Below are 23,033 nucleotides of genomic sequence, written 5' to 3' on the forward strand. Positions count from 1 at the left end.
CGTGACCGAGAACGCTCAGCAGCAGCCACCAGCGCCCAACACCGAACTGCCGACCCAGTACGCGCCGGCCGACGTAGAGGGGCCGCTGTACGAGCGCTGGGTAGAGCGGGGTTACTTCGAGGCCGACGCCAAGAGCGAGAAGCCCGCGTACACCATCGTCATCCCGCCGCCGAACGTCACGGGCAGCCTGCACCTCGGCCACGCCTTCCAGCACACGCTCATGGACGCCCTCACGCGCCGCAAGCGCATGCAGGGCTACGAGTCCCTCTGGCTGCCCGGCATGGACCACGCCGGCATCGCCACCCAGAACAAGGTCGAGCAGCAGCTCGCCGAGGAGGGCAAGTCCCGCCACGACCTGGGCCGCGAGGAGTTCGTCGAGCGCGTCTGGCGGTGGAAGGAGGAGTACGGCGGCAAGATCCTCGGCCAGATGCGCCGCCTCGGCGACGGCGTCGACTGGAGCCGCGAGCGGTTCACCATGGACGAGGGTCTCTCCCAGGCCGTCCAGACCATCTTCAAGCGCCTCTACGACGACGAGCTGATCTACCGCGCCGAGCGCATCATCAACTGGTGCCCGCGCTGCCTCACCGCCATCTCCGACATCGAGGTGGAGTACCAGGAGGACGACGGCGAGCTCGTCTCCATCAAGTACGGCGAGGGGGACGAGACGCTGGTCGTCGCCACCACCCGCGCCGAGACGATGCTCGGTGACACGGCCGTCGCCGTCCACCCCGACGACGAGCGCTACAAGCACCTGGTGGGCAAGCGCATCAAGCTGCCGCTCACCGACCGCTCCATCCCCGTCGTCGCGGACACCCACGTCGACCCGGAGTTCGGCACGGGCGCCGTCAAGGTCACCCCGGCCCACGACCCGAACGACTTCGCGATCGGCCAGCGCCACGGCCTGGAGTCCATCACGGTCATGGACGAGCGCGCGGTCATCACCGCCCACGGCCCCTTCCAGGGACTCGACCGGTTCGAGGCACGCGCCTCGATCGTCGCGGCGCTGCGCTCGCAGGGCCGGATCGTCTCCGAGAAGCGGCCGTACGTCCACAGCGTCGGCCACTGCTCGCGCTGCAAGACCACCATCGAGCCGCGCCTGTCCATGCAGTGGTGGGTCAAGGTCGCCCCGCTGGCGAAGGCGGCCGGCGACGCCGTCCGCGACGGCCGGGTCAAGATCCACCCCGAGGACATGTCGAAGCGGTACTTCGACTGGGTCGACAACATGCACGACTGGTGCATCTCGCGGCAGTTGTGGTGGGGCCACCGCATCCCCGTCTGGTACGGCCCCGACGGCGAGGTCGTCTGCGTCGGCCCCGACGAGGAGCCGCCCACCGGCGAGGGCTGGCGTCAGGACACCGACGTCCTCGACACCTGGTTCTCCTCCGGCCTGTGGCCCTTCTCCACGCTCGGCTGGCCCGAACAGACCGAGGACCTGCGGAAGTTCTACTCGACCGACGTCCTGCTCACCGGCCACGACATCATCTTCTTCTGGGTCGCCCGGATGATGATGTTCGGCCTGTACGCCATGGACGGCGAGGTCCCCTTCCGCACCATCGCGCTGACCGGCCTGGTCCGCGACGAGCGCGGCAAGAAGATGTCGAAGTCCTTCGGCAACGTCGTGGACCCGCTCGACTGGATGGACAAGTACGGCTCCGACGCCGTCCGCTTCACCCTCGCCAAGGGCGCCAACCCCGGTACGGACGTCCCGATCGGCGAGGACTGGGTCCAGGCCTCCCGCAACTTCGCCAACAAGATCTGGAACGCCACCCGCTTCGCGCTGATGAACGGCGCGACGGTCGAGGGCCCGCTGCCGGACCCGTCCGAGATGACGGCGACGGACCGCTGGATCCTCTCCCGCCTGAACAAGACGGTCGCCGAAGTCGACGCGTTCTACGACGACTTCCAGTTCGCCAAGCTCGCCGACGCCCTCTACCACTTCGCGTGGGACGAGGTCTTCGACTGGTACGTCGAGCTGTCCAAGACGACGTTCCAGGCGGGCGGCGAGCCCGCGAAGGTCTCCGGCCGCGTCCTGGGCGAGGTCCTCGACGTCACCCTGAAGCTGCTGCACCCGGTGGTCCCGTTCGTCACCGAGACCCTCTGGACCACGCTGACCGGCGGCGAGTCGATCGTCATCGCCGAGTGGCCCACGGCTGTGTTCGTTCCTGGTGCTGACGCACCGGGGGGCTTCCGGGACACGGCCGCCGAGAAGGAGATCGAGACCCTCCAGTCGGTGATCACCGAGGTCCGCCGCTTCCGCGCCGACCAGGGCCTGCAGCCGGGCCAGCGCGTCCCGGCCCGCCTGACCCTGGACGGCACGGCGCTCGCGCCCCACGAGGCCGCCATCCGTCAGCTCCTGCGTCTCCAGCCGGAGGGCGAGGGCTTCTCGGCGACGGCCACCCTCCCGGTCGCCGGCGCCACGGTCGCCCTCGACCTCTCCGGCACGATCGACGTGGCGGCCGAGCGCAAGCGCCTCGCGAAGGACCTCGCGGCAGCCGAGAAGGAGAAGGCCCAGGCGAGCGCCAAGCTCGGCAACGAGGCCTTCCTGGCGAAGGCCCCGGACAACGTGGTGGAGAAGATCCGCGGCCGCCTGGCGAAGGCGGACGAGGACATCGCCAGGATCCGGACCCAGCTGGACAGGCTGCCCCAGCAGTAGCCGACCCAGGGGCGCGGGGCCGTATCAAGATGCGGCTCCGCGCCCCTGGGCGCGATCAACCGCAGACTCCCCGCGCCCGCCGGACCGGACCAGCCACCCTCCTCCGTAGGCACCGTCCTAGACTGACCCCGTGAGCGACAGCGACCCCTTCGACGAGATCATCGAAGCCGAGACCGAGCGCGACCCCGACCTGGCGGTCATCGAAGCAGGCAGCCGTACCCTGCGGACCCAGGGCGGGCAGCCCATCGCAGACGTACCGGCCCGCCCCGAGGACCCCGAGGTCGACAAGGCTCTGCGCGAAGTCGAGGCCGACCTCGCCACCCGCTGGGGCGAGACCAAGCTGGAGCCGTCCGTCAGCCGGATCTCCGCGCTGATGGACGTCCTGGGCGACCCGCAGCGCTCGTACCCCTCGATCCACATCACGGGGACGAACGGCAAGACCTCCACCGCCCGCATGATCGAGGCCCTGCTCGGCGCCTTCGAACTGCGCACCGGCCGCTACACCTCGCCGCACGTGCAGTCCATCACCGAGCGGATCAGCCTCGACGGGGCGCCGATCTCGGCCGAACGGTTCATCGAGACGTACCAGGACATCAAGCCGTACGTCGAGATGGTCGACGGGCAGCAGGAGTACCGGCTGTCCTTCTTCGAGGTGCTGACCGGCATGGCGTACGCCGCCTTCGCGGACGCGCCGGTCGACGTCGCCGTCGTCGAGGTCGGCATGGGCGGCTCCTGGGACGCCACCAACGTCATCGACGGTGACGTAGCCGTCGTCACGCCCATCGACCTCGACCACACCGACCGGCTGGGCGAGACGCCGGCCGAGATCGCGGGGGAGAAGGGCGGGATCATCAAGCAGGACGCGACGGTCATCCTGGCCCAGCAGCCGGTCGACGCGGCCCAGGTGCTGCTGAAGAAGGCCGTGGAGGTCGACGCGACCGTGGCCCGTGAGGGCCTGGAGTTCGGGGTCGTCGCACGTCAGGTCGCCGTCGGCGGACAGTTGGTCACCCTGCGCGGACTGGGCGGCGAGTACCCCGAGGTGTACCTCCCGCTGCACGGCGCGCACCAGGCGCACAACGCGGCCGTCGCGCTCGCCGCCGTCGAGGCGTTCTTCGGCGTCGGCTCCCAGCGGCCCGAGCCGCTCGACATCGACACGGTCCGCAAGGCGTTCGCGGCCGTGTCCTCGCCGGGCCGCCTCGAAGTCGTCCGGCGCTCCCCGACCGTCGTCCTGGACGCCGCCCACAACCCGGCCGGCGCGCGGGTGACCGCCGAGGCCGTCGGGGAGGCCTTCGACTTCAGCCGGCTGATCGGCGTGGTCGGGGCCAGCGGCGACAAGAACGTGCGGGGTCTGCTCGAGGCCTTCGAGCCGATCTTCGCGGAGGTCGTCGTCACGCAGAACTCCAGCCACCGCGCCATGGACGCCGACGAGCTGGCCGCGATCGCCGTCGAGGTGTTCGGCGACGAACGCGTGCAGGTCGAGCCGCGGCTGCCGGACGCCCTGGAGGCGGCGATCACGCTCGCCGAGGAGGAGGGCGAGTTCGCCGGCGGCGGTGTCCTGGTCACCGGATCCGTCATCACGGTCGGCGAGGCCCGACTGCTCCTGGGGAAGGGCTGAGTACCCAGCCATGCGTACGCTCTGTTCCTCGACCTTGATCGGCGAGTTCTTCGTCATCGGCTTCGCCGGTCTGGTCGCCATGAAGGATCCCGACCTGGCCACGTCCACGGTGTGGACGGTCTGCGGGATCGCGATGTTCCTCAGTGTGCTGCTGTGCGGTGTGGTCACCCGGCCCGGGGGCGTCGCCCTCGGCTGGGCGCTGCAGATCGCGCTGGTCGCGTCCGGTTTCTTTGTCCCGATGATGTTCGTCGTCGGGGTGCTCTTCGCGGGTCTGTGGTGGGCGTCGGTGCACTACGGACGCAAGGTCGACGAGGCGAAGGCCCGCTTCGCGGCCCAGGCCGGGACCTGATGATCGGATCCTGCTGACGCTGTGTGACAGGTTCACGGACACGCCCTGTAATCTCGTCCCACCGCACCCCGGCAGTAGTGCATCTCAGCAGTCCTAAGGAGTCCCCCGTGAGCCAGCGCACCCTCGTCCTCCTCAAGCCCGACGCCGTCCGTCGTGGCCTGACCGGCGAGATCATCAGCCGTATCGAGCGCAAGGCCGGGTGGCAGATCACCGCGCTGGAGCTGCGCACGCTGGACCAGGACACGCTGGAGCAGCACTACGGCGAGCACAAGGGCAAGCCCTTCTACGAGCCGCTGGTGGAGTTCATGGCGTCCGGTCCGGTCGTCGCGCTGATCGTCGAGGGCGAGCGGGTCATCGAGGGCCTGCGCGCCCTGGCCGGCCCGACCGACCCGATCGCCGCCGCACCCGGTTCGATCCGCGGCGACTACGGCGTGATCGTCCGCGAGAACCTGATCCACGCCTCCGACTCCGAGGAGTCCGCGGAGCGCGAGGTCAAGATCTTCTTCCCGGGTCGCGCGTAACGCCCTCCGAGGACGACTGAGACGGGCGATCGAGGGAACGAGATTCCCCGAACGCCCGTCTCCAGAAGCGAACCCACACAGCATCTGCTGACAATGGCCAGGACCCTTCCGCAGTGTCCGTGAAGGCGCGTCTACGATGGAAGCCTTCACGTCACCGCACCCACTTCGCCAACCTGAAAAGCCCTCAAAAGCTCATGGGAAGGCCAGTCGAATCCTGATGGGGAACTCAATGTCGTTCATCGGCCGTGACATGGCTGTCGACCTCGGGACCGCCAACACGCTGGTGTACGTCAGGGGTCGCGGGATCGTACTCAACGAGCCGTCCGTCGTCGCGATCAACACCAACACCGGTGGCATCCTCGCGGTCGGCGCCGAAGCGAAGAAGATGATCGGCCGGACGCCGGGCAACATCGTCGCCGTGCGGCCGCTGAAGGACGGCGTGATCGCCGACTTCGAGATCACCGAGCGGATGCTCCGCTACTTCATCCTGAAGATCCACAAGCGGCGGTATCTGGCTCGTCCGCGGGTCGTCGTCTGTGTGCCCTCGGGCATCACGGGCGTCGAGCGCCGTGCCGTCATCGAGGCGTCGACCCAGGCCGGCGCCCGTCAGGTGCACATCATCGAGGAGCCCATGGCCGCGGCCATCGGTTCCGGCCTGCCGGTCCACGAGGCCACGGGCAACATGGTGGTGGACATCGGCGGCGGCACGACGGAGGTCGCGGTCATCTCGCTCGGCGGCATCGTCACCGCCCAGTCCATCCGCGTCGCGGGCGACGAGCTGGACAACGCGATCATCCAGCACATCAAGAAGGAGTACAGCCTCCTTCTGGGTGAGCGGACGGCCGAGCAGATCAAGATCACCATCGGCTCGGCGTACGACCTCGACTCCGACGAGCACACCGAAATCCGCGGCCGGGACCTCGTGTCCGGCCTGCCCAAGACCGTCGTCATCTCGGCCGGTGAGGTCCGCAAGGCGATCGAGGAGCCGGTCAACGCGATCGTCGACGCCGTGAAGACCACCCTCGACAAGTGTCCGCCGGAGCTGTCCGGCGACATCATGGACCGCGGAATCGTTCTGACCGGCGGCGGTGCGCTGCTGCGGGGTCTGGACGAGCGGCTGCGGCGCGAGACCGGCATGCCGATCCACATCGCCGAGGACCCGCTGGACAGCGTGGCGCTCGGCTCCGGCAAGTGCGTCGAGGAGTTCGAGGCGCTCCAGCAGGTCCTGGACGCCGCGCCCCGCAGATGACGTAACGCTTCGGTTCCGCCGTACGAGATGACCTCCTCTCGTGCGGCGGATCGTTGATATTCAGGCATAAGCTCCCACAAAGCGCCCTTGGTCATCTTGGCCCGGGGCTACCCGAATTCCTGTGTAGTGATTTCTCTATCGAGGAAGGGCACGGCCGCCGCACGTGAGGGACACACGAGAGAGCCGGCTGCTCCTGGTGCTGCTGATCGCCGTCGCGTTCGCGCTGATCACGGTGGACATCCGCGGCGGCGAGGACTCCCCGGTCGACGGTGCCCGGCAGGCCGCGGCCGCGGTCTTCGGTCCGATCGAGGACGGGGTGTCGTCGGCGGTGAACCCCGTCGGCAACGCCGTCTCGGCGGTACGCGATTCCGGTGAGCGCCATGACCGGCTCGCGGAGCTGGAGAAGGAGAACGCGGCTCTCAAGGCGAAGCTCGGCAGCGACGACCGCAACCGCAGCCGGCTGAACCAGCTCGACAAGATGCTGAGGATCGCGGGCGAGGGCCAGTACGGCATCAAGGGCGCGGAGGTCATCGCGATCGGCGCCGCCCAGGGCTTCTCCTGGACGATCACCATCGACGTGGGCGCGAGCGACGGCATCAAGCGCGACATGACCGTCCTGAACGGCGACGGGCTCGTCGGGCGCGTCACCACCGTCGGCCCGAACACGGCGACCGTACTCCTCGCCAACGACCCCGACTTCACCGTCGGCACCCGCATGGAGGGCAACGACGAACTGGGCTTCGCCTCCGGGCAGGGCGACCGCCCGCTGCGCGTGGAACTCCTCAACGGCAAGGCGGACGTGAAGAAGGGCGACCGGCTGGTCACCTTCGGCTCGCAGGCCGACAAGCCCTTCGTGCCCGGTGTCCCGGTCGGCGTGGTCTCCCGGGTCGACCCCTCCGGCGGCGACCTCACCCGCACCCTCTACGTCACGCCGTACGTCAGCTTCACCAAGCTCGACGTCGTCGGTGTGGTCGTCGAGGCCCCGAAGAAGGACCCGCGCGACACCGTGCTCCCGGCCAAGCCCAAGCCGGTGCCCACCCCGACGGTCACCGTCACGGTGACCCCGAACGCCGACGGCCAGCAGCAAGAGCAGCAGTAGGAGCTGACACCCCCCATGCGCGTCAACCGGATCCTGCTCTCCGTCCCGCTGGTCGTCGTCGCCCTGGTGATCCAGGTGAGCGTCCTCGCCCGCCTCCACCTCCCGGGCGCCGTCCCCGACCTCCTGCTGCTCACCGTCCTGGGCCTCGCCATGGTGTACGGCCATGTCGGCGGCGCCCTCATCGGCTTCGGCGCCGGACTCCTCGCCGACCTCGCGCCGCCCGCCGACCACGCGGCCGGGCGCTACGCCCTCGTGCTGTGCGTGATCGGCTATCTCGCCGGGCTGGTCAAGCCGGAGAACGGGCAGATCAAGTCGGCCACCGGCCCGATGGCCGTGGTGGTCGCCTCGGCCGTCGGCTCCACCCTGCTGTACGCGGGTGTGGGCGCCCTCGTCGGCGACACCGCCGCCCGGCACGTCGGCCTGACGGGGCTGCTCTTCTCCGCCGCCCTGTACGACCTGCTGCTCGCCCCGTTCGTCGTCCCCGGCGTCATGTTCCTGGCCCGGCGCGCCGAGAACGACCCGCTCGCGGAGACCAGTTCCGCGTCCAAGGCGTCGGACATCTCCTCGGGCTGGCTGTCCTCCGGGACGGGCCTCAGGATCGGCGGGCAGCGCGGCGGCCTGAAGTTGAAGGCGGCGAAGTCGCGCGCGACCCGGGCCGGCCGCATCAAGGGGGTCAAGCGGCTGTGAGAGCGGGAGAGTTCACCCGAACGGGGCAGTTCCGGCGGAACGCGGCCTCACAGGCTGATCGTTCATCATTCGTACGCACACACGGCCGCGCACACACGTTCGTGCACTGAAAGGGGGAGGCAGCCGCAGTGACCAACATTCCCGAGACCGGTCGGACGCCACGTGTCCAGATCCGGCTCGTCGTGATCCAGATCCTCGTCCTCTCCCTCCTCGGCACCCTCGGCGGCCGCCTGTGGTACCTCCAGATCCGCGAGGGCGCGGAGTACGCCAAGGAGGCCTCCGGCAACCACGTCCAGCAGGTCGTCGAGCCCGCCGTCCGCGGCTCCATCCTGGACGCGCGCGGAGTGCCCCTGGCGGACAACGAGACACGGCTGGTGGTCTCCGCCTCCCGCACCGACCTGCTCAAGCAGAAGGACGACGGCAAGGCCGTCCTGACCAAGCTCGCGGGCGTGCTCGGCATGGACCCCACGGAGGTCATGCAGAAGGTCCGCCTGTGCGACGCCAAGACCCCGCAGCCGTGCTGGAACGGCTCGCCGTACCAGCCGATCCCCATCACCGACGAGGCCACCGCCAAGCAGGCCCTGCAGATCCGTGAGCGCGCCGAGGACTTCCCCGGCATCACCGCCGAGCCGGAGGCCGTGCGCCGTTACCCGAGCCCCGGCAAGTCCAACACCGCCCAGGTCCTCGGCTATCTCTCCCCGGTCACCGACGAGGAGATCACCAAGGCCCAGGACACCGACTCGCCCTACCTGCGCTCCGACATGGTCGGCCGCAGCGGCCTCGAGCGCGAGTACGACAAGGTGCTGCGCGGCAAGGCCGGCGTCACCCGCTACGAGGTCGACAACCTCGGCCGGGTCATCGGCCAGGCCGAGGCGGACGCGGCCGAGCCCGGCTCCAACCTGGTCACCAGCATCGACTCCCGCGTCCAGCGCGTCGCCGAGTACGAGCTGAACAACGCGATGAAGGTCGCCCGCCAGCAGTTCGACAAGATCACCGGCACCAACTACAAGGCCGACTCCGGCGCGGTCGTCGTGATGGAGGCCAAGACCGGCCGGATCGTCGCCATGGCGTCCGCCCCGACCTACGACCCGAACGTCTGGGTGGGCGGCATCTCCGCCAAGGACTACAAGAAGCTCACCGGCAAGAAGTCCGACTACCCGCTGCTGAACAGGGCCATACAGGGTCAGTCGGCGCCCGGCTCGACGTTCAAGGTGATCTCCACGGCCGCCGCGGTCGAGGCCGGCTACGACTTCAACGGCCGCTACCCCTGCACCAGCTCGTACTCGGTCGGCGGTCAGGTCTTCAACAACTTCGAGGGGGAGAGCTTCGGCCCCATCCCGCTCGGCCGGGCCCTCGAGATCTCCTGCGACACCGTCTTCTACGGCCTCGCCCACAACGAGTGGAAGAAGGACGGCGGCATCAACCCGAAGAAGGGTGAGCCCAAGGACTACTTCTTCAAGGCGGCCCACCAGTTCGGCCTCGGCAAGGAGACCGGCGTCGACCTCCCCAACGAGGTCACCGGCCGCGTCCCGGACCGCCAGTGGAAGGAGTCCTACTGGAAGGCCAACAAGGACGCCTGGTGCAAGTCCGGCAAGAAGAACGGCAGTTACGTCGAGAAGATCGCGTACGAGAACTGCCTCGAGGGCAACAAGATGCGCGCCGGTGACGAGATCAACTACTCCATCGGCCAGGGCGACACCCTCGTCACGCCGATCCAGGAGGCCGTGATCTACGGCGCCCTCGCCAACGGCGGCACCATGTACGAGCCGACCATCGGCAAGGCGATCATCAGCGCCGACGGCAAGACCGTCGAGGAGATCAAGCCCAGGAAGGCCGGCAAGCTGCCGATCAGCAAGGCGACCCTGGCCGGCATGGACGACGCCCTCGCGGGTGTGGTCACCCGGGGTACGGCCGCGTGGAAGTTCGGCGGCTGGCCGCAGGACGAGATCGAGCTGCACGCCAAGACCGGTACGGCCGAGGTCTACGGCAAGCAGACCACGTCCTGGCTGGCCACCTACAGCAAGGACTACACGGTCATCATGACGATCGCCCAGGCCGGTACCGGTTCGGGCGCCTCCGGTGAGGCCGTGCGCCACATCTACAACGCGCTGTACGGCGTCTCCGAGGACGGCACGATCGACAAGAAGAACGCCCTGCTGCCCACCCCGCAGAAGGGCCTGCCGGCCATCCAGACGGACGGCACGATCAAGTCCCCGAAGGTCGCCAAGGACCCGGCCAAGGACCAGCGCGCGAGCCAGCAGTCCGCGCCCGAGCCCGACGAGTCGCAGCCGGCCGGCACCACCCAGCAGAACACCACCAACCAGAACACCCGCAGACGACGTCGCAGGAAGCAGGCTCGGAGGTCGCTCACATGACCGGCGTGAACAGCTTCTCCGTCTCCGGGTACGGGCCCGAGCGGGCCGGCTGGACCCGGGTCTTCGCCCGTGACTCGCTGGCCCGGCGGCTGGACTGGCCGATACTGCTGGCGGCCGTCGCCCTCTCCCTGATCGGTTCGGTACTGGTCTTCTCCGCGACCCGCAACCGCACCGAGATCAACCAGGGCGACCCGTACTACTTCCTCATCCGGCATCTGATGAACACCGGCATCGGGCTCGCCCTGATGATCGGCACCGTCTGGCTCGGCCACCGCACCCTGCGCAACGCGGTGCCGGTCCTCTACGGGCTCTCGCTGCTCGGCATCCTGGCGGTGCTGACCCCGCTGGGCTCGACGGTCAACGGCGCGCACTCCTGGATCGTGCTGGGCGGCGGCTTCTCGCTCCAGCCCTCGGAGTTCGTGAAGATCACGATCATCCTGGGCATGGCGATGCTGCTCGCGGCGCGGGTCGACGCGGGCGACAAGACGTACCCGGACCACCGCACGGTCGTACAGGCGCTCGGCCTCGCCGCCGTCCCCATGCTGATCGTGATGCTCATGCCCGACCTCGGGTCGGTCATGGTGATGGTGATGATCGTGCTGGGTGTGCTGCTGGCGTCCGGCGCCTCCAACCGCTGGGTCTTCGGGCTGCTCGGCGCGGGCGCGGCCGGCGCGGTCGCCGTCTGGCAGCTGCACATCCTGGACGAGTACCAGATCGCCCGCTTCGCCGCGTTCGCCAACCCGAGCCTCGACCCGGCCGGTGTCGGCTACAACACCAACCAGGCGCGCATCGCGATCGGTTCGGGCGGGCTGACGGGCGCGGGCCTGTTCCACGGCTCGCAGACCACCGGCCAGTTCGTCCCCGAGCAGCAGACGGACTTCGTCTTCACGGTCGCCGGCGAGGAACTGGGCTTCGTGGGCGCGGGCCTGATCATCCTGCTGCTGGGCGTGGTGCTGTGGCGCGCCTGCCGCATCGCCCGCGAGACGAGCGAGCTGTACGGCACGATCGTCGCCGCGGGGATCGTGGCGTGGTTCGCGTTCCAGACGTTCGAGAACGTCGGGATGACCCTCGGCATCATGCCGGTGACCGGCCTGCCGCTGCCGTTCGTGTCGTACGGCGGTTCGTCGATGTTCGCGGTGTGGGTGGCGGTGGGGCTGCTGCAGTCCATCCGGGTGCAGCGGCCGATGTCCGCGTAGGCCTCCGGCGGTCGGGCCGTTCCGCGGTGACCGCCGGACCGGACGGGCCGTAATCCGGACGTTCGTCGTGAATTCAACGGAAGTTGGCACTGCCGTCCCGGCCCGACTGGCACTAGATTCATTTCATGGCGGAGACGAAACGCGAGATCGAGCGCAAGTACGAATCCGACGACAGTGGGCTGCCCGACCTGACCGGTGTCGCCGGGGTCGCGAGCGTCCTCGACAAGGGCACCGCGGACCTGGACGCGACCTACTACGACACCTCCGACCTGCGGCTGGCCTCGGCCTCCATCACCCTGCGCCGCCGCACGGGCGGCTCCGACGCCGGATGGCATCTCAAACTCCCGGTCGGTCCGGGGACCCGCGACGAGATCCGGGCGCCGCTGTCGGACACGGTCCCGGACGAACTCGCCGGACTCGTGCGCTCCCGGGTGCGTGAGGGGCAGCTGGTGGCGGTGGTCCGGCTGCGTTCCGCCCGGGACGTGCGGGACCTGGTGGACGCCGACGGCAGGCTGCTGGCCGAGGCGAGCGTGGACACCGTACGGGCGCAGCGGCTGTTCGGCGGCGAGGGCAGCGCGCAGTGGAGCGAGATCGAGGTGGAGCTGGCCGACGGCGGTGACCCGGCCCTCCTCGACAAGGTGGAGAAACGGTTGCGCAAGGCGGGCGTACGGCCGTCGAAGTCCGCGTCGAAGCTGGCGCGGGCGCTGGCGGAGACCAAGGGCGGGCACCCGCGGCCCAAGGACAAGGGCCCCGCCAAGCCGGTGACCGCCGGGGATCACGTCCTGGCGTACGTGCGCGCCCAGCGGGACGCGATCGTCGAGCTGGACCCGGCGGTGCGTCAGGACGCCGAGGAGTCGGTGCACGACATGCGGGTCGCCACCCGCCGGCTGCGCAGCACGTTCCGCTCGTTCCGCAAGATCCTCGACCGGGAGGTCACCGACCCGATCGGCGCCGAGCTGAAATGGCTGGCCGGGGAGCTGGGCGTGGGCCGCGACCACGAGGTGCTGGCCGAGCGGCTGGGCGCGGCCCTCGACGACCTGCCGTCCACCCTGGTCGACGGCCCGATCCACGAGCGGCTGCGGACCTGGGCGAAGGCCGGGGAGCGCGGCTCCCGACGCCGGCTGCTCGGCGTCCTGGACTCCGGGCGCTATCTGGCGCTCCTCGACACCCTGGACGCGGTGGTCGCCGATCCGCCGCTGCGGAAGGCGGCCTCGAAGAAACCGAAGAAGGTGCTCGCCAAGGCCGTACGCAAGGACTTCGGGAAGGTGGCCGCGCTGATCGAGGAGGCCGTCGAGCAGCCGCCCGGCAGCGACCGCGACCTCGCGCTGCACGAGGCCCGCAAGAAGGCCAAGCGGACCCGGTACGCGGCCGAGGCGGCCGGGCCGGCTCTCGGCCGCCCGGCGAAGGACCTGGTCAAGTCCATGAAGTCGCTCCAGAGCCTGCTCGGCGACCACCAGGACAGCGTCATGGCCCGCACGACCCTGCGCGAGCTGTCCGCCGTGGCGCACGCGGCGGGGGAGAACACCTTCACGTACGGGGTCCTCCACGCCCGCGAGGAGCGGCGTGCGGAGCGGGTCGAGGAGACGGTACCGGGGGAGTGGAAGAAGACCAGCGGCTCGATGAAGGTCTGAGGTCCTGGGCCTGTCCTGCGGCATCATCCGCCTGTCCAGCCGCATGATCCGCCGGACAGGCCCCTGGGGCGGCGTTCGTGCGGGCGGGGGAGCCGTCGGGGCGCGTTAGGCTTGATGGTCATCCCTGTCAGCTCAGCTCACGAAGGTAACCCCGCGATGTCTGTCGAGTCGGTCTTCCCGCAGCTCGAAGCCTTGCTCCCGCACGTGCAGAAGCCGATTCAGTACGTCGGAGGAGAGCTCAACTCCACGGTCAAGCCCTGGGAGTCCTGCGATGTCCGCTGGGCGCTCATGTACCCGGACGCGTACGAGGTCGGTCTGCCCAACCAGGGCGTCATGATCCTCTACGAGGTGCTGAACGAGCAGGAGGGCGTCCTCGCCGAGCGCACCTACAGCGTGTGGCCGGACCTGGAGGCGCTGATGCGGGAGCACGGTGTCCCGCAGTTCACGGTCGACAGCCACCGCCCGGTGAAGGCATTCGACGTGTTCGGCCTGTCCTTCTCCACGGAGCTGGGCTACACGAACATGCTCACGGCCCTGGACCTGGCCGGCATCCCCCTGGAGTCCAAGGACCGTACGGTCGACGACCCGATCGTCCTCGCGGGCGGCCACGCGGCCTTCAACCCCGAGCCGATCGCCGACTTCATCGACGCGGCCGTCATCGGCGACGGCGAGCAGGCCGTGCTCGACATGACGCGGATCATCAAGGAGTGGAAGGCCGAGGGCCGCCCCGGCGGCCGCGAGGAGGTCCTCCTGCGCCTCGCGAAGACGGGCGGGGTGTACATCCCGGGCTTCTACGACGTGGAGTACCTGCCGGACGGCCGTATCTCCCGTGTCGTACCGAACCGCTCGGGCGTACCGTGGCGCGTCTCGAAGCACACGGTCATGGACCTCGACGAGTGGCCCTACCCCAAGCAGCCCCTCGTCCCCCTCGCCGAGACGGTCCACGAGCGCATGTCCGTGGAGATCTTCCGCGGCTGCACCCGCGGCTGCCGCTTCTGTCAGGCCGGCATGATCACCCGCCCGGTGCGCGAGCGCTCCATCACGGGCATCGGCGAGATGGTGGAGAAGGGCCTGAAGGCGACGGGCTTCGAGGAGGTGGGCCTGCTGTCGCTGTCCTCGGCGGACCACTCGGAGATCGGCGACATCGCCAAGGGCCTCGCGGACCGCTACGAAGAGGACAAGATCGGCCTCTCCCTCCCCTCCACCCGCGTCGACGCCTTCAACGTCGACCTGGCGAACGAGCTGACGAGGAACGGTCGCCGTTCCGGCCTCACCTTCGCCCCCGAGGGCGGCTCCGAGCGCATGCGCAAGGTCATCAACAAGATGGTCTCGGAAGAGGACCTGATCCGGACCGTCGCGACGGCCTACGGCAACGGCTGGCGCCAGGTGAAGCTGTACTTCATGTGCGGCCTGCCGACGGAGACCGACGACGACGTCCTGCAGATCGCCGACATGGCGATGAACGTCATCCAGAAGGGCCGCGAGGTCTCCCGCTCCAACGACATCCGCTGCACGGTGTCGATCGGCGGCTTCGTCCCCAAGCCCCACACCCCCTTCCAGTGGGCCCCGCAGCTCTCCGCCGAGGAGACGGACGCGCGCCTGGAGAAGCTCCGGGACAAGATCCGCGGCGACAAGAAGTACGGCCGTTCGATCGGCTTCCGCTACCACGACGGCAAGCCCGGCATCGTCGAGGGCCTGCTCTCGCGCGGCGACCGCCGGATCGGCGCCGTGATCCGCGCGGTCTACGAGGACGGCGGCCGCTTCGACGGCTGGCGTGAGCACTTCTCCTACGACCGCTGGATGCAGTCCGCCGGCAAGGCGCTCGCCCCCTTCGGCGTCGACGTCGACTGGTACACGACCCGTGAGCGCACGTACGAGGAGGTCCTGCCCTGGGACCACCTGGACTCCGGTCTCGACAAGGACTGGCTCTGGGAGGACTGGCAGGACGCCCTCGACGAGACGGAGGTCGAGGACTGCCGCTGGACACCGTGCTTCGACTGCGGCGTGTGCCCGGCGATGGACACCAACATCCAGATCGGCCCGACGGGCAAGAAGCTGCTGCCGCTCACGGTCAAGAACACCGCTCCGACCGGCTGAATCGGGGGAGCGGGGTAAGTGAGGCGCTGCGGCGGATGAGGCTCTGAGCCCCCTCTCCTTGCAAGGGGAGGGGGCTCAGCCGTGTCTGATCAGTTCTGGCAGCCGCAGCCCGATGCTGCCCTTCGCGGCGCTGACACTGAGGGCCGGCCAGGCGGCTTCGCAGGCGCCGGGGCGTGGTCCGGCCGGTGGTCCTGGCCGACGGGTCGATCCTGCGGACCATCGCCGAGGAGCTCGGCCACACCCGGCTCCTCGTCGGCGGGTTCAGCATGGGCGGCATCGTCGCCCGCTACGCGCTGGCGAAGATGGAAATGCGCCGCAGCAGGTCGGCGGTTGATGTGGCCCACTGCGACGCGTTACGCGAGTTCCAGTCGGGACGGTCGCCGGAATCGGGACGGTTCTCTGCGCGCGAGAGACGTTCGGATGCGAGGGAGCTGGCGGACCGCTTCAGCGAACTGCGTTCTAGTGGTCAGGGGTATCTCGAAGTTCGGTTGCCGGATAGGGAGTTTCCTCAGTTGAGCCTCGGCTTCCGAGGTGATCACGCGGTGATCCATTTGATCGATGACGCTGAGCGGATGTCTCTGCTCGTGGGCCCGCATGGGCCCTGGTAGGCAGCTTCATCCGGACGGGAGCGGCCGGCGATCTGGGCGTGTGGTGTGTGGTGTAGCCCCGTGCGACACGTGGCCACAACTGAGCAACAGCGGCAAAACCCGGACGACGAATCCGCACTTCGTTCGGTGGAATTCGTGCATCCAGTGGGGTGGTTGCGGCGTCTACACCTGTATGGACCTGCAGAAACCGCGCGTCGAAGAGCGGCAGCCGGAAGGGTGCCTCGTGGTCGCGATCCGGCTGCCCGTGCGGATCGTGGTGCTTGTGCTGGTCGTGCCCGTGCGGATGGTCTGGGACGCGCTCGTCGTCGCCGGACGGTTCCTGAGGGACACGGTGCTGCGGCCGGTCGGCCGGGCGCTGTTGTGGGTGGGGCGGGTGTTGTTCGTGCTGCCGCTGGTGGGGGTGTGGCGGTACGTCCTCGTCCCCGCAGGGCGGGCGCTGGGCTGGCTCGGGCGGGTGTTGGTGGTCGTGCCCGTGGTCTGCCTGTACCGGTACGTCCTCACCCCGGTCGGGCACGCCGTCCTGTGGCTGGCGCGCGGGGTCGGCGCCGGGCTGGCGTGGCTGTACGCGCGCGTACTGACGCCCGCCGGGCACGCGGTCCTGTGGCTGGTGCGGTACCTGGCCGTCGTACCCGCCCTGTGGGTGTACGAGTGGATCCTCGCGCCCGTGGGACGGGCCGTCGTCTGGACCCTGCGGATGCTGGTCACCGGGGTCGGGATGGCCGCGTACTGGATGGGCCGGGTGCTGCTGGTGCTCCCCGCGCTCGCGCTGTGGCGCTGGGTGCTCGCCCCCGTCGCGCGCTTCCTCGGCGTCGTCGCGCGGGAGGTCGGGGACGCGCTCGGGCACGCCTGGCGGATCGCGGGGCACCTCTCGCTCGCCGTCGGACGGTTCCTCGCCACCCTCTTCCGGTGGGTCTTCGTCGAACCGGTGCGATGGGTGTACCGGACCGTCCTCACCCCGGTCGGGCACGTCGTACGCGACGTCGTCCTGCGGCCCGCCGCCGAGGCCGCGCGCGCCGTGGGCCGGGTGACCCGGCAGGCCCTCGCCACCGCGCGCGAGACGGTCCGGCAGGCACGTGCCGACGTACGGCGGATGCTCTTCGGGGAGGAGCGGGAGAGGGAAGCAGCGCTCCGCGGGGAACCGAGGCCGCTCGGCACACGTACTCTTGATAGCAGTACGACCGCTCTCACGAAACTCACGAAGGACTGAACGACACTGGGCAAGCGACAGCCCGAAGGCCCGCCGCCCGCACCCGCGGTGCAGCGCATCCGACTGCGCTACACCAAGCGCGGCCGCCTCCGGTTCACCAGCCACCGTGACTTCCAGCGTGCCTTCGAGCGCGCGTTGCGCCGTGCCGAGGTGCCGATGGCGTACTCGGCGGGGTTCACGCCGCACCCGAAGGTGTCGTACGCCAATGCCGCACCCACCGGCACGGGCAGTGAGGCGGAGTACCTGGAGATCGCGCTCACCACGGCGCGTGAACCGGAGACGCTGCGAGTCCTGCTCGACGAGTCGCTGCCCACCGGGCTCGACATCGTCGACGCCGTCGAGGCCCGCACCTCGGGCCTCGCCGACCGGCTCACGGCCTCCGTGTGGGAGCTGCGGCTCGACGGAGTCGACCCGGCCGACGCCGAAAGCGCCGTCCAGGCCTTCAACACCGCCGAGTCCGTCGAGGTCCAGCGCATGACCAAGAACGGCATGCGGACCTTCGACGCCCGCCCGGCGGTCGTACACCTCGAAACACAGAGTGAAACGGCTGATAGGCCGACCGACCAGCCCTGTGCGATACTGCGGCTGGTTGTTCGGCACGTGACGCCTGCCGTACGACCCGACGACGTCCTGTCCGGTCTCCGCGCCGTGGCCGACCTGGCGCCGCCGGTCCCCGCAGCGGTGACCAGGCTGGCGCAGGGGCTGCTCGATGAAGAGACCGGCGCGGTGACCGACCCGCTCGCGCCCGACCGCGAGGCAGCCGAGGCCTTCACTACGGCCGACGCGACTGCCGCCGCGACGGCGCCGGCGTAAGGAAGGTTCCGCACAGGGACGGACGTCGTAGCGCCGCCCTCGTACTCGGGAGCCACCTGGGTCGGGCAGCGCACCGACCAGAAGACTTTCGCCAGGCCGTACGCAACAGGGCTACGGAACCGGCGAGACAGGACACAGAGAGCTCCCGTGCGGCGGCCGCGCCCCGGACGGCGGCAGCGCGCAGGCGCGCGAGCCGCGGACGTCAACGGTGACCGATCCACCGTGATCGGTGCCGGACCAGCGCGGCGCCCGGGAGCCTGACGGGAGACACACCCGCATGCTCGAGCCGACCGAACCCACCAAGGGTTCCGAAGAACAGAACAACACCCCCAGCGACACCCTGCCGCCGCGTCGTCGGCGCCGTGCCGCTTCCCGCCCGGCCGGTCCGCCGGCCGGCGCCGCCGAGGCCCCGGCCGAGATCACCGCGCCGGCCATACCGGCCGTGGAGACCGCCGAGCAGCTGGCCGAGGAGGCCGTCGAAGGCGTCACCACCGGCACGGAGGTCGAGGCCGACGAGGCCGCTGCGGCTGCCTTGGCCGAAGAGGTCGAGGTGACCGAGGAGGTGGCGGAGAAGGCCGAGGAGGCCCTCGCCGAAGCCGCTCCCGCGCCGCGCACGCGCCGTCGTGCGACCCGTCGCGCCTCTGCGCCTGCCGGGGCTCCGGCGTCTGCCGAGGCCGTCGAGGCCGCGGAGACCGTGGTGCCCGCGGCCACCCCCGCCGAGGTCGCCGAGCCCGTCGCGGCCGCGGCCGTCGAGGAGAGCGAGCCCGCCGCCGAGGACGCCGCCGCCGAGGACGCCGCTCCTCGCCGTACCCGCCGCCGGGCCACGCGCCGCGTGTCCGCGCCGGCCGGGACGCCGGTGTCGGGCGAGGCCGCCGAGACGGTCGTTCCCGAGACCGCCGCTGCCGAGGAGGCCGCCGTGGAGACGCCCGCCGTGGAACCCGTCGCACAGGCGTCCGAGGAGGCCGCACCCGCGCCGCGTACGCGCCGTCGGGCCACCCGCCGTGCGTCCGCGCCCGCAGAGGTCGCGGTGAGCGCGGAGGCTCAGGCGGCCGGCGAGGCCGAGGTGCCCGCCCCTGCCGCAGAGGCCGTTGCCGCCGCAGAGACGCCCGCCGTCTCCGCCGAGGCGCCCGTCGAGGCCGCCGCGCCGCGTACCCGTCGTCGGGCCACCCGCCGTGCGTCCACGCCCGTCGGTGCCGACGCCGAGACCCAGGCTGCCGCCGAGCCCGCCGTGGCCGAGGAGAAGGCTCCCGAGGCCGCCCCCGCCGCACAGGCCGCCGTCGCCGAGACCGAGGCCCCGGAGGCTGCTCAGGCCCCGGCCGCCCAGCCCGCCGTCGCCGAGGCCCCCTCCGAGGAGGAGGCCGGTACCCGGCGTGCCCGCCGTCGTGTCGTACGTCGTGCCGCCGGCGGTTTCTCCGAGCCGGAGCCCGTGCGGGGCAACGGCGAGGGGGAGGCGCCGCGCCGGCCCGCGCGACCCGCGGTCGCCGTGTTCCAGGCGCCCGTGTTCACCGAGCCGCAGTTCCAGACGCCGCAGCGCGCCGCCGCCGAGGCAGCCGCCGCCGTGGCCGAGGAGGCCCCGGAGGTCGAGGAGACCGAGGAGACCGAGGAGCTTCCGGTGGAGGAGACGACGGGTTCGCGCCGTCGCCGTCGCCGCCGGGGTGCCGCCTTCGCCGAGGAGACCGAGGCCGCCGAGCGGCCGGCCCCCGCGCCCGTCGCCGAGGACGAGACCGAGCCGGAGGAGGCCGACGAGGCCGCCGAGGACGCCGTCGAGGGTGACGAGGAGAGCGAGGAGACCGGTTCGCGTCGCCGTCGCCGCCGTGGCGGACGTCGTCGCCGCCGGGGCGAGAGCGCCGACGGCGAGGCCGAGGGCGACGCCGAGTCCGACGAGTTCGCCGCCGAGCAGGCCGCGCAGGACGCCGAGGACACCGCCGAGCAGGAGGAAGAGGACGCCGAGGACGACGAGGGCGTCGGCTCCACCGCCGGCAGCCGTCGCCGTCGTCGCCGCCGTCGTCGCGCCGGGGACACCTCCGTCGACACCGAGCCGGGCGAGGGCGACCCCGAGCGGACCGTCGTCAAGGTCCGTGAGCCCCGCAAGCCCTCCGAGCCCTCCGACGAGGTGCAGTCCATCAAGGGCTCCACTCGTCTGGAGGCCAAGAAGCAGCGCCGTCGCGAAGGCCGTGAGCAGGGCCGCCGCCGCGTCCCGATCATCACCGAGGCCGAGTTCCTGGCCCGCCGCGAGGCCGTCGAGCGCGTGATGGTCGTCCGCCAGAGCGGTGAGCGCACGCAGATCGGCGTCCTGGAGGACGGCGTGCTCGTCGAGCACTACGTCAACAAGGAGCAGTCGACCTCGTACGTCGGCAACGTCTACCTGGGCAAGGTCCAGAACGTGCTGCCGTCGATGGAGGCCGCGTTCATCGACATCGGCAAGGGGCGCAACGCCGTCCTGTACGCCGGTGAGGTCAACTTCGAGGCGCTCGGCATGGCCAACGGGCCGCGCCGCATCGAGTCCGCGCTGAAGTCGGGGCAGTCCGTCCTCGTCCAGGTCACCAAGGACCCGATCGGGCACAAGGGCGCCCGACTGACCAGCCAGGTCTCCCTTCCGGGCCGTTATCTCGTATACGTTCCCGAGGGCTCGATGACCGGCATCAGCCGCAAGCTGCCCGACACCGAGCGGGCCCGGCTGAAGACGATCCTCAAGAAGATCGTCCCCGAGGACGCGGGCGTCATCGTGCGCACCGCCGCCGAGGGCGCGAGCGAGGACGAGCTGCGCCGTGACGTCGAGCGGCTGCAGGCGCAGTGGGAGGACATCCAGAAGAAGGCCAAGAACGGCAACGCGCCGACGCTGCTGTACGGCGAGCCGGACATGACCGTCCGGGTCGTGCGCGACATCTTCAACGAGGACTTCTCCAAGGTCGTCGTCAGCGGCGACGACGCCTGGTCGACCATCCACGGGTACGTCTCGCACGTCGCGCCCGACCTGGCCGAGCGGCTGTCGAAGTGGACCTCCGAGGTCGACGTCTTCGCCACGTACCGGATCGACGAGCAGCTCGCCAAGGCGCTGGACCGCAAGGTCTGGCTGCCCAGCGGCGGTTCGCTGGTGATCGACCGGACCGAGGCGATGGTCGTCGTCGACGTCAACACCGGCAAGTTCACCGGCCAGGGCGGCAACCTCGAGGAGACGGTCACCAGGAACAACCTGGAGGCGGCCGAGGAGATCGTGCGCCAGCTGCGGCTGCGCGACCTCGGCGGCATCATCGTGATCGACTTCATCGACATGGTGCTGGAGTCCAACCGCGACCTGGTACTGCGCCGACTGCTGGAGTGCCTGGGCCGCGACCGTACGAAGCACCAGGTGGCCGAGGTGACCTCGCTGGGCCTCGTGCAGATGACCCGCAAGCGGGTCGGGCAGGGTCTGCTGGAGTCCTTCTCCGAGACCTGCGTCCACTGCAACGGGCGCGGTGTCATCGTGCACATGGAGCAGCCGACCTCCGCCGGTGGCGGCGGCAAGCGCAAGAAGCGCGGCCGTGGCGGCGACGCCCATGAGCACGAGGCCGTGGCCGTGGAGGCCGTCGAGCCGCTGGTGAGCGTGGAGGAGGAGGCCGAGAGCGAGGCCGAGGTCGCCGCCGAGGTGGCCGAGCCCGTCGCGCTGGTGGCCCCGGACTTCGCGCCGGACGAGGAGCTGTACAGCAGCGTCGCCGAGGCGGAGGCCGCGGCCACCCGTGGGCGCAGCCGTCGTAGGGCGAGCCGTCGGGCGTCCGCTCCGGCCGGTGCGCCGAGGGGTGCCGCGCGCAAGGCGGGCGGTGCCGAGGTGCTCGTCACGGCGGAGCCCGCCGAGCCGGCCGAACTGGTCGAGGTGCCCACCGCGCAGCAGGTGACCGCCGAGGCGGAGGCCGAGCGTCCGGTGCAGCCGGCCGAGGCGTTCGTCGCGCAGGCCGAGCCGGTCGCGGTGGAGGACCCGGTGGTCGAGACCCCGGCCCCCGCCGAGGAGGAGGCCGCGCCCAAGGGCCGTACCCGTCGTCGCGCCACCCGTAAGGTGTCCGCGCCGGCCGGTTCGCCCTCCGGTGCGGAGGCCGCCGCGGTGACCGTCGTCGAGCCGGCCGCCGCCGAGACCCCGGAGGCTCCGGTGGAGCCGGCCGAGCCGGTCGCCGAGGCCCAGCCGGTCGTCGAGGCCGAGCCGGTCGTCGAGAGCGCGGCCCCGGCCCGCCCGCGGCGCCGTGCCGTGCGCAAGGCCACCGCGCCGACCGCGTCCGAGGAGACGGCCGTCGTGGTCGTCCCGTCGGCGGGGGAGGCCACGGAGGTCACGGAGGCGCCGGAGGCTCCGGAAGCGGAGGCCGTCGAGCCGGTCGCCGACGAGGAGGCTGCTCCCGTCAAGAAGGCGGCCGCCCGCAAGACGGCCAAGAAGGCCACGGCGAAGAAGGCCGCCACCAAGAAGACGGCGGCGGCCAAGAAGACGGCAGCGAAGAAGACCGCCGCCAAGAAGACGACGGCCAAGAAGGCCGTGAAGGCGACGGCGGCGAAGAAGACGGCGGCGGCGCAGCAGAGCGTCCCGGCCGTCTCGGCCTCGACGGAGGACTGACCTCCGCCGCGGTGCGGCAACGGCGCGGGCGCCCGGAGAGATCCGGGCGCCCGCGTCTTTGTCCCGGCCCCGGCCCCGGCCTCCGGCCCCCGGCCTGGCCCACTTCTCACCTCGCGTCGCACAGTGTTTACCGCAGAGTTACGCTGTGTCTTGCTTGTGATCGAGGGCACCCAGGGCGGTGGTTTCTCTGTGGTAACGCTGGGGAAAATTGCCGTCCGCGTGCTGGTAACGTGCAGTCTGGTCCCGGTGGCCAAAGACATGCACACCGTGACCGCAGCCGATGAGCACATCCGGTCCCGTACCGGGTACGGCTGACTTCCCGCAAGGAACCCTCGGGGGGCGGGGTCCTGTGTACAAGCC

The 23,033-nt window shown here is 70.6% G+C and carries 15 protein-coding genes; all 15 read left to right on the plus strand.

The features are described from left to right. Nucleotide 1: 1 nt before the first annotated feature. The 15 genes from ACIRF9_RS02255 (at nt 2) to ACIRF9_RS02325 (ending at nt 22,673) form a co-directional block, all read left to right on the plus strand. Nucleotides 2–2,653: a valine--tRNA ligase gene (locus tag ACIRF9_RS02255; protein ID WP_403814948.1), complete on the plus strand. Its 2,652-nt coding sequence runs from the start codon at nt 2–4 to the stop codon at nt 2,651–2,653. A gap of 130 nt (nt 2,654–2,783) precedes the next feature. Beyond that, a complete protein-coding gene (locus tag ACIRF9_RS02260; protein WP_403814952.1) occupies nt 2,784–4,268 on the plus strand; it encodes a bifunctional folylpolyglutamate synthase/dihydrofolate synthase in 1,485 nt (494 codons plus the stop codon). Between the two features lie 10 nt (nt 4,269–4,278). Then, nucleotides 4,279–4,617: a DUF4233 domain-containing protein gene (locus tag ACIRF9_RS02265; protein WP_403814955.1), complete on the plus strand. Its 339-nt coding sequence runs from the start codon at nt 4,279–4,281 to the stop codon at nt 4,615–4,617. A gap of 107 nt (nt 4,618–4,724) precedes the next feature. Continuing rightward, nucleotides 4,725–5,138: a nucleoside-diphosphate kinase gene (ndk, locus tag ACIRF9_RS02270; protein ID WP_104780585.1), complete on the plus strand. Its 414-nt coding sequence runs from the start codon at nt 4,725–4,727 to the stop codon at nt 5,136–5,138. Between the two features lie 229 nt (nt 5,139–5,367). After that, complete coding sequence (locus ACIRF9_RS02275) at nt 5,368–6,387, plus strand: rod shape-determining protein (protein WP_403814958.1); 1,020 nt, start codon at nt 5,368–5,370, stop codon at nt 6,385–6,387. 163 nt (nt 6,388–6,550) lie between these two features. Further along, entirely contained in the window at nt 6,551–7,486 is a 936-nt protein-coding gene (gene mreC / locus ACIRF9_RS02280) for a rod shape-determining protein MreC (RefSeq protein WP_403814961.1), read from the plus strand. Nucleotides 7,487–7,501: 15 nt separating this feature from the next. Further along, nucleotides 7,502–8,173, plus strand: a complete 672-nt coding sequence (mreD, locus tag ACIRF9_RS02285; RefSeq protein WP_403814964.1) for a rod shape-determining protein MreD — start codon at nt 7,502–7,504, stop codon at nt 8,171–8,173. Between the two features lie 128 nt (nt 8,174–8,301). Then, nucleotides 8,302–10,548 (plus strand): penicillin-binding protein 2, encoded by a 2,247-nt coding sequence (gene mrdA / locus ACIRF9_RS02290; protein WP_403814967.1) that lies wholly within the window; start codon nt 8,302–8,304, stop codon nt 10,546–10,548. Then, nucleotides 10,545–11,744 carry a rod shape-determining protein RodA gene (gene rodA, locus ACIRF9_RS02295; RefSeq protein WP_403814969.1) on the plus strand — a complete coding sequence of 400 codons (1,200 nt, stop codon included), beginning with the start codon at nt 10,545–10,547 and terminating at the stop codon, nt 11,742–11,744. The genes mrdA and rodA overlap by 4 nt, the downstream gene beginning before the upstream one ends. A gap of 125 nt (nt 11,745–11,869) precedes the next feature. Then, nucleotides 11,870–13,375: a CHAD domain-containing protein gene (locus tag ACIRF9_RS02300; RefSeq protein ID WP_403814972.1), complete on the plus strand. Its 1,506-nt coding sequence runs from the start codon at nt 11,870–11,872 to the stop codon at nt 13,373–13,375. A 156-nt stretch (nt 13,376–13,531) separates the two neighbouring features. Next, nucleotides 13,532–15,472, plus strand: a complete 1,941-nt coding sequence (locus tag ACIRF9_RS02305) for a TIGR03960 family B12-binding radical SAM protein (protein WP_403814974.1) — start codon at nt 13,532–13,534, stop codon at nt 15,470–15,472. A 185-nt stretch (nt 15,473–15,657) separates the two neighbouring features. Further along, on the plus strand, nt 15,658–16,080 hold the full coding sequence (locus ACIRF9_RS02310) for a hypothetical protein (RefSeq protein WP_403814977.1): 423 nt from the start codon (nt 15,658–15,660) through the stop codon (nt 16,078–16,080). Between the two features lie 172 nt (nt 16,081–16,252). Beyond that, the gene (locus tag ACIRF9_RS02315; protein WP_403814980.1) at nt 16,253–17,287 is read left to right on the plus strand and encodes a hypothetical protein; all 1,035 of its coding nucleotides are present in this window, start codon (nt 16,253–16,255) and stop codon (nt 17,285–17,287) included. Nucleotides 17,288–17,335: 48 nt separating this feature from the next. Next, nucleotides 17,336–18,100 (plus strand): TIGR03936 family radical SAM-associated protein, encoded by a 765-nt coding sequence (locus tag ACIRF9_RS02320; RefSeq protein ID WP_403814983.1) that lies wholly within the window; start codon nt 17,336–17,338, stop codon nt 18,098–18,100. Between the two features lie 277 nt (nt 18,101–18,377). Continuing rightward, nucleotides 18,378–22,673 (plus strand): Rne/Rng family ribonuclease, encoded by a 4,296-nt coding sequence (locus ACIRF9_RS02325; RefSeq protein WP_403814985.1) that lies wholly within the window; start codon nt 18,378–18,380, stop codon nt 22,671–22,673. Nucleotides 22,674–23,033 lie beyond the last annotated feature (360 nt).

The sequence above is a fragment of the Streptomyces sp. NPDC096132 genome (assembly GCF_044763345.1).
In the GTDB taxonomy this organism is placed as follows: Bacteria; Actinomycetota; Actinomycetes; order Streptomycetales; family Streptomycetaceae; genus Streptomyces.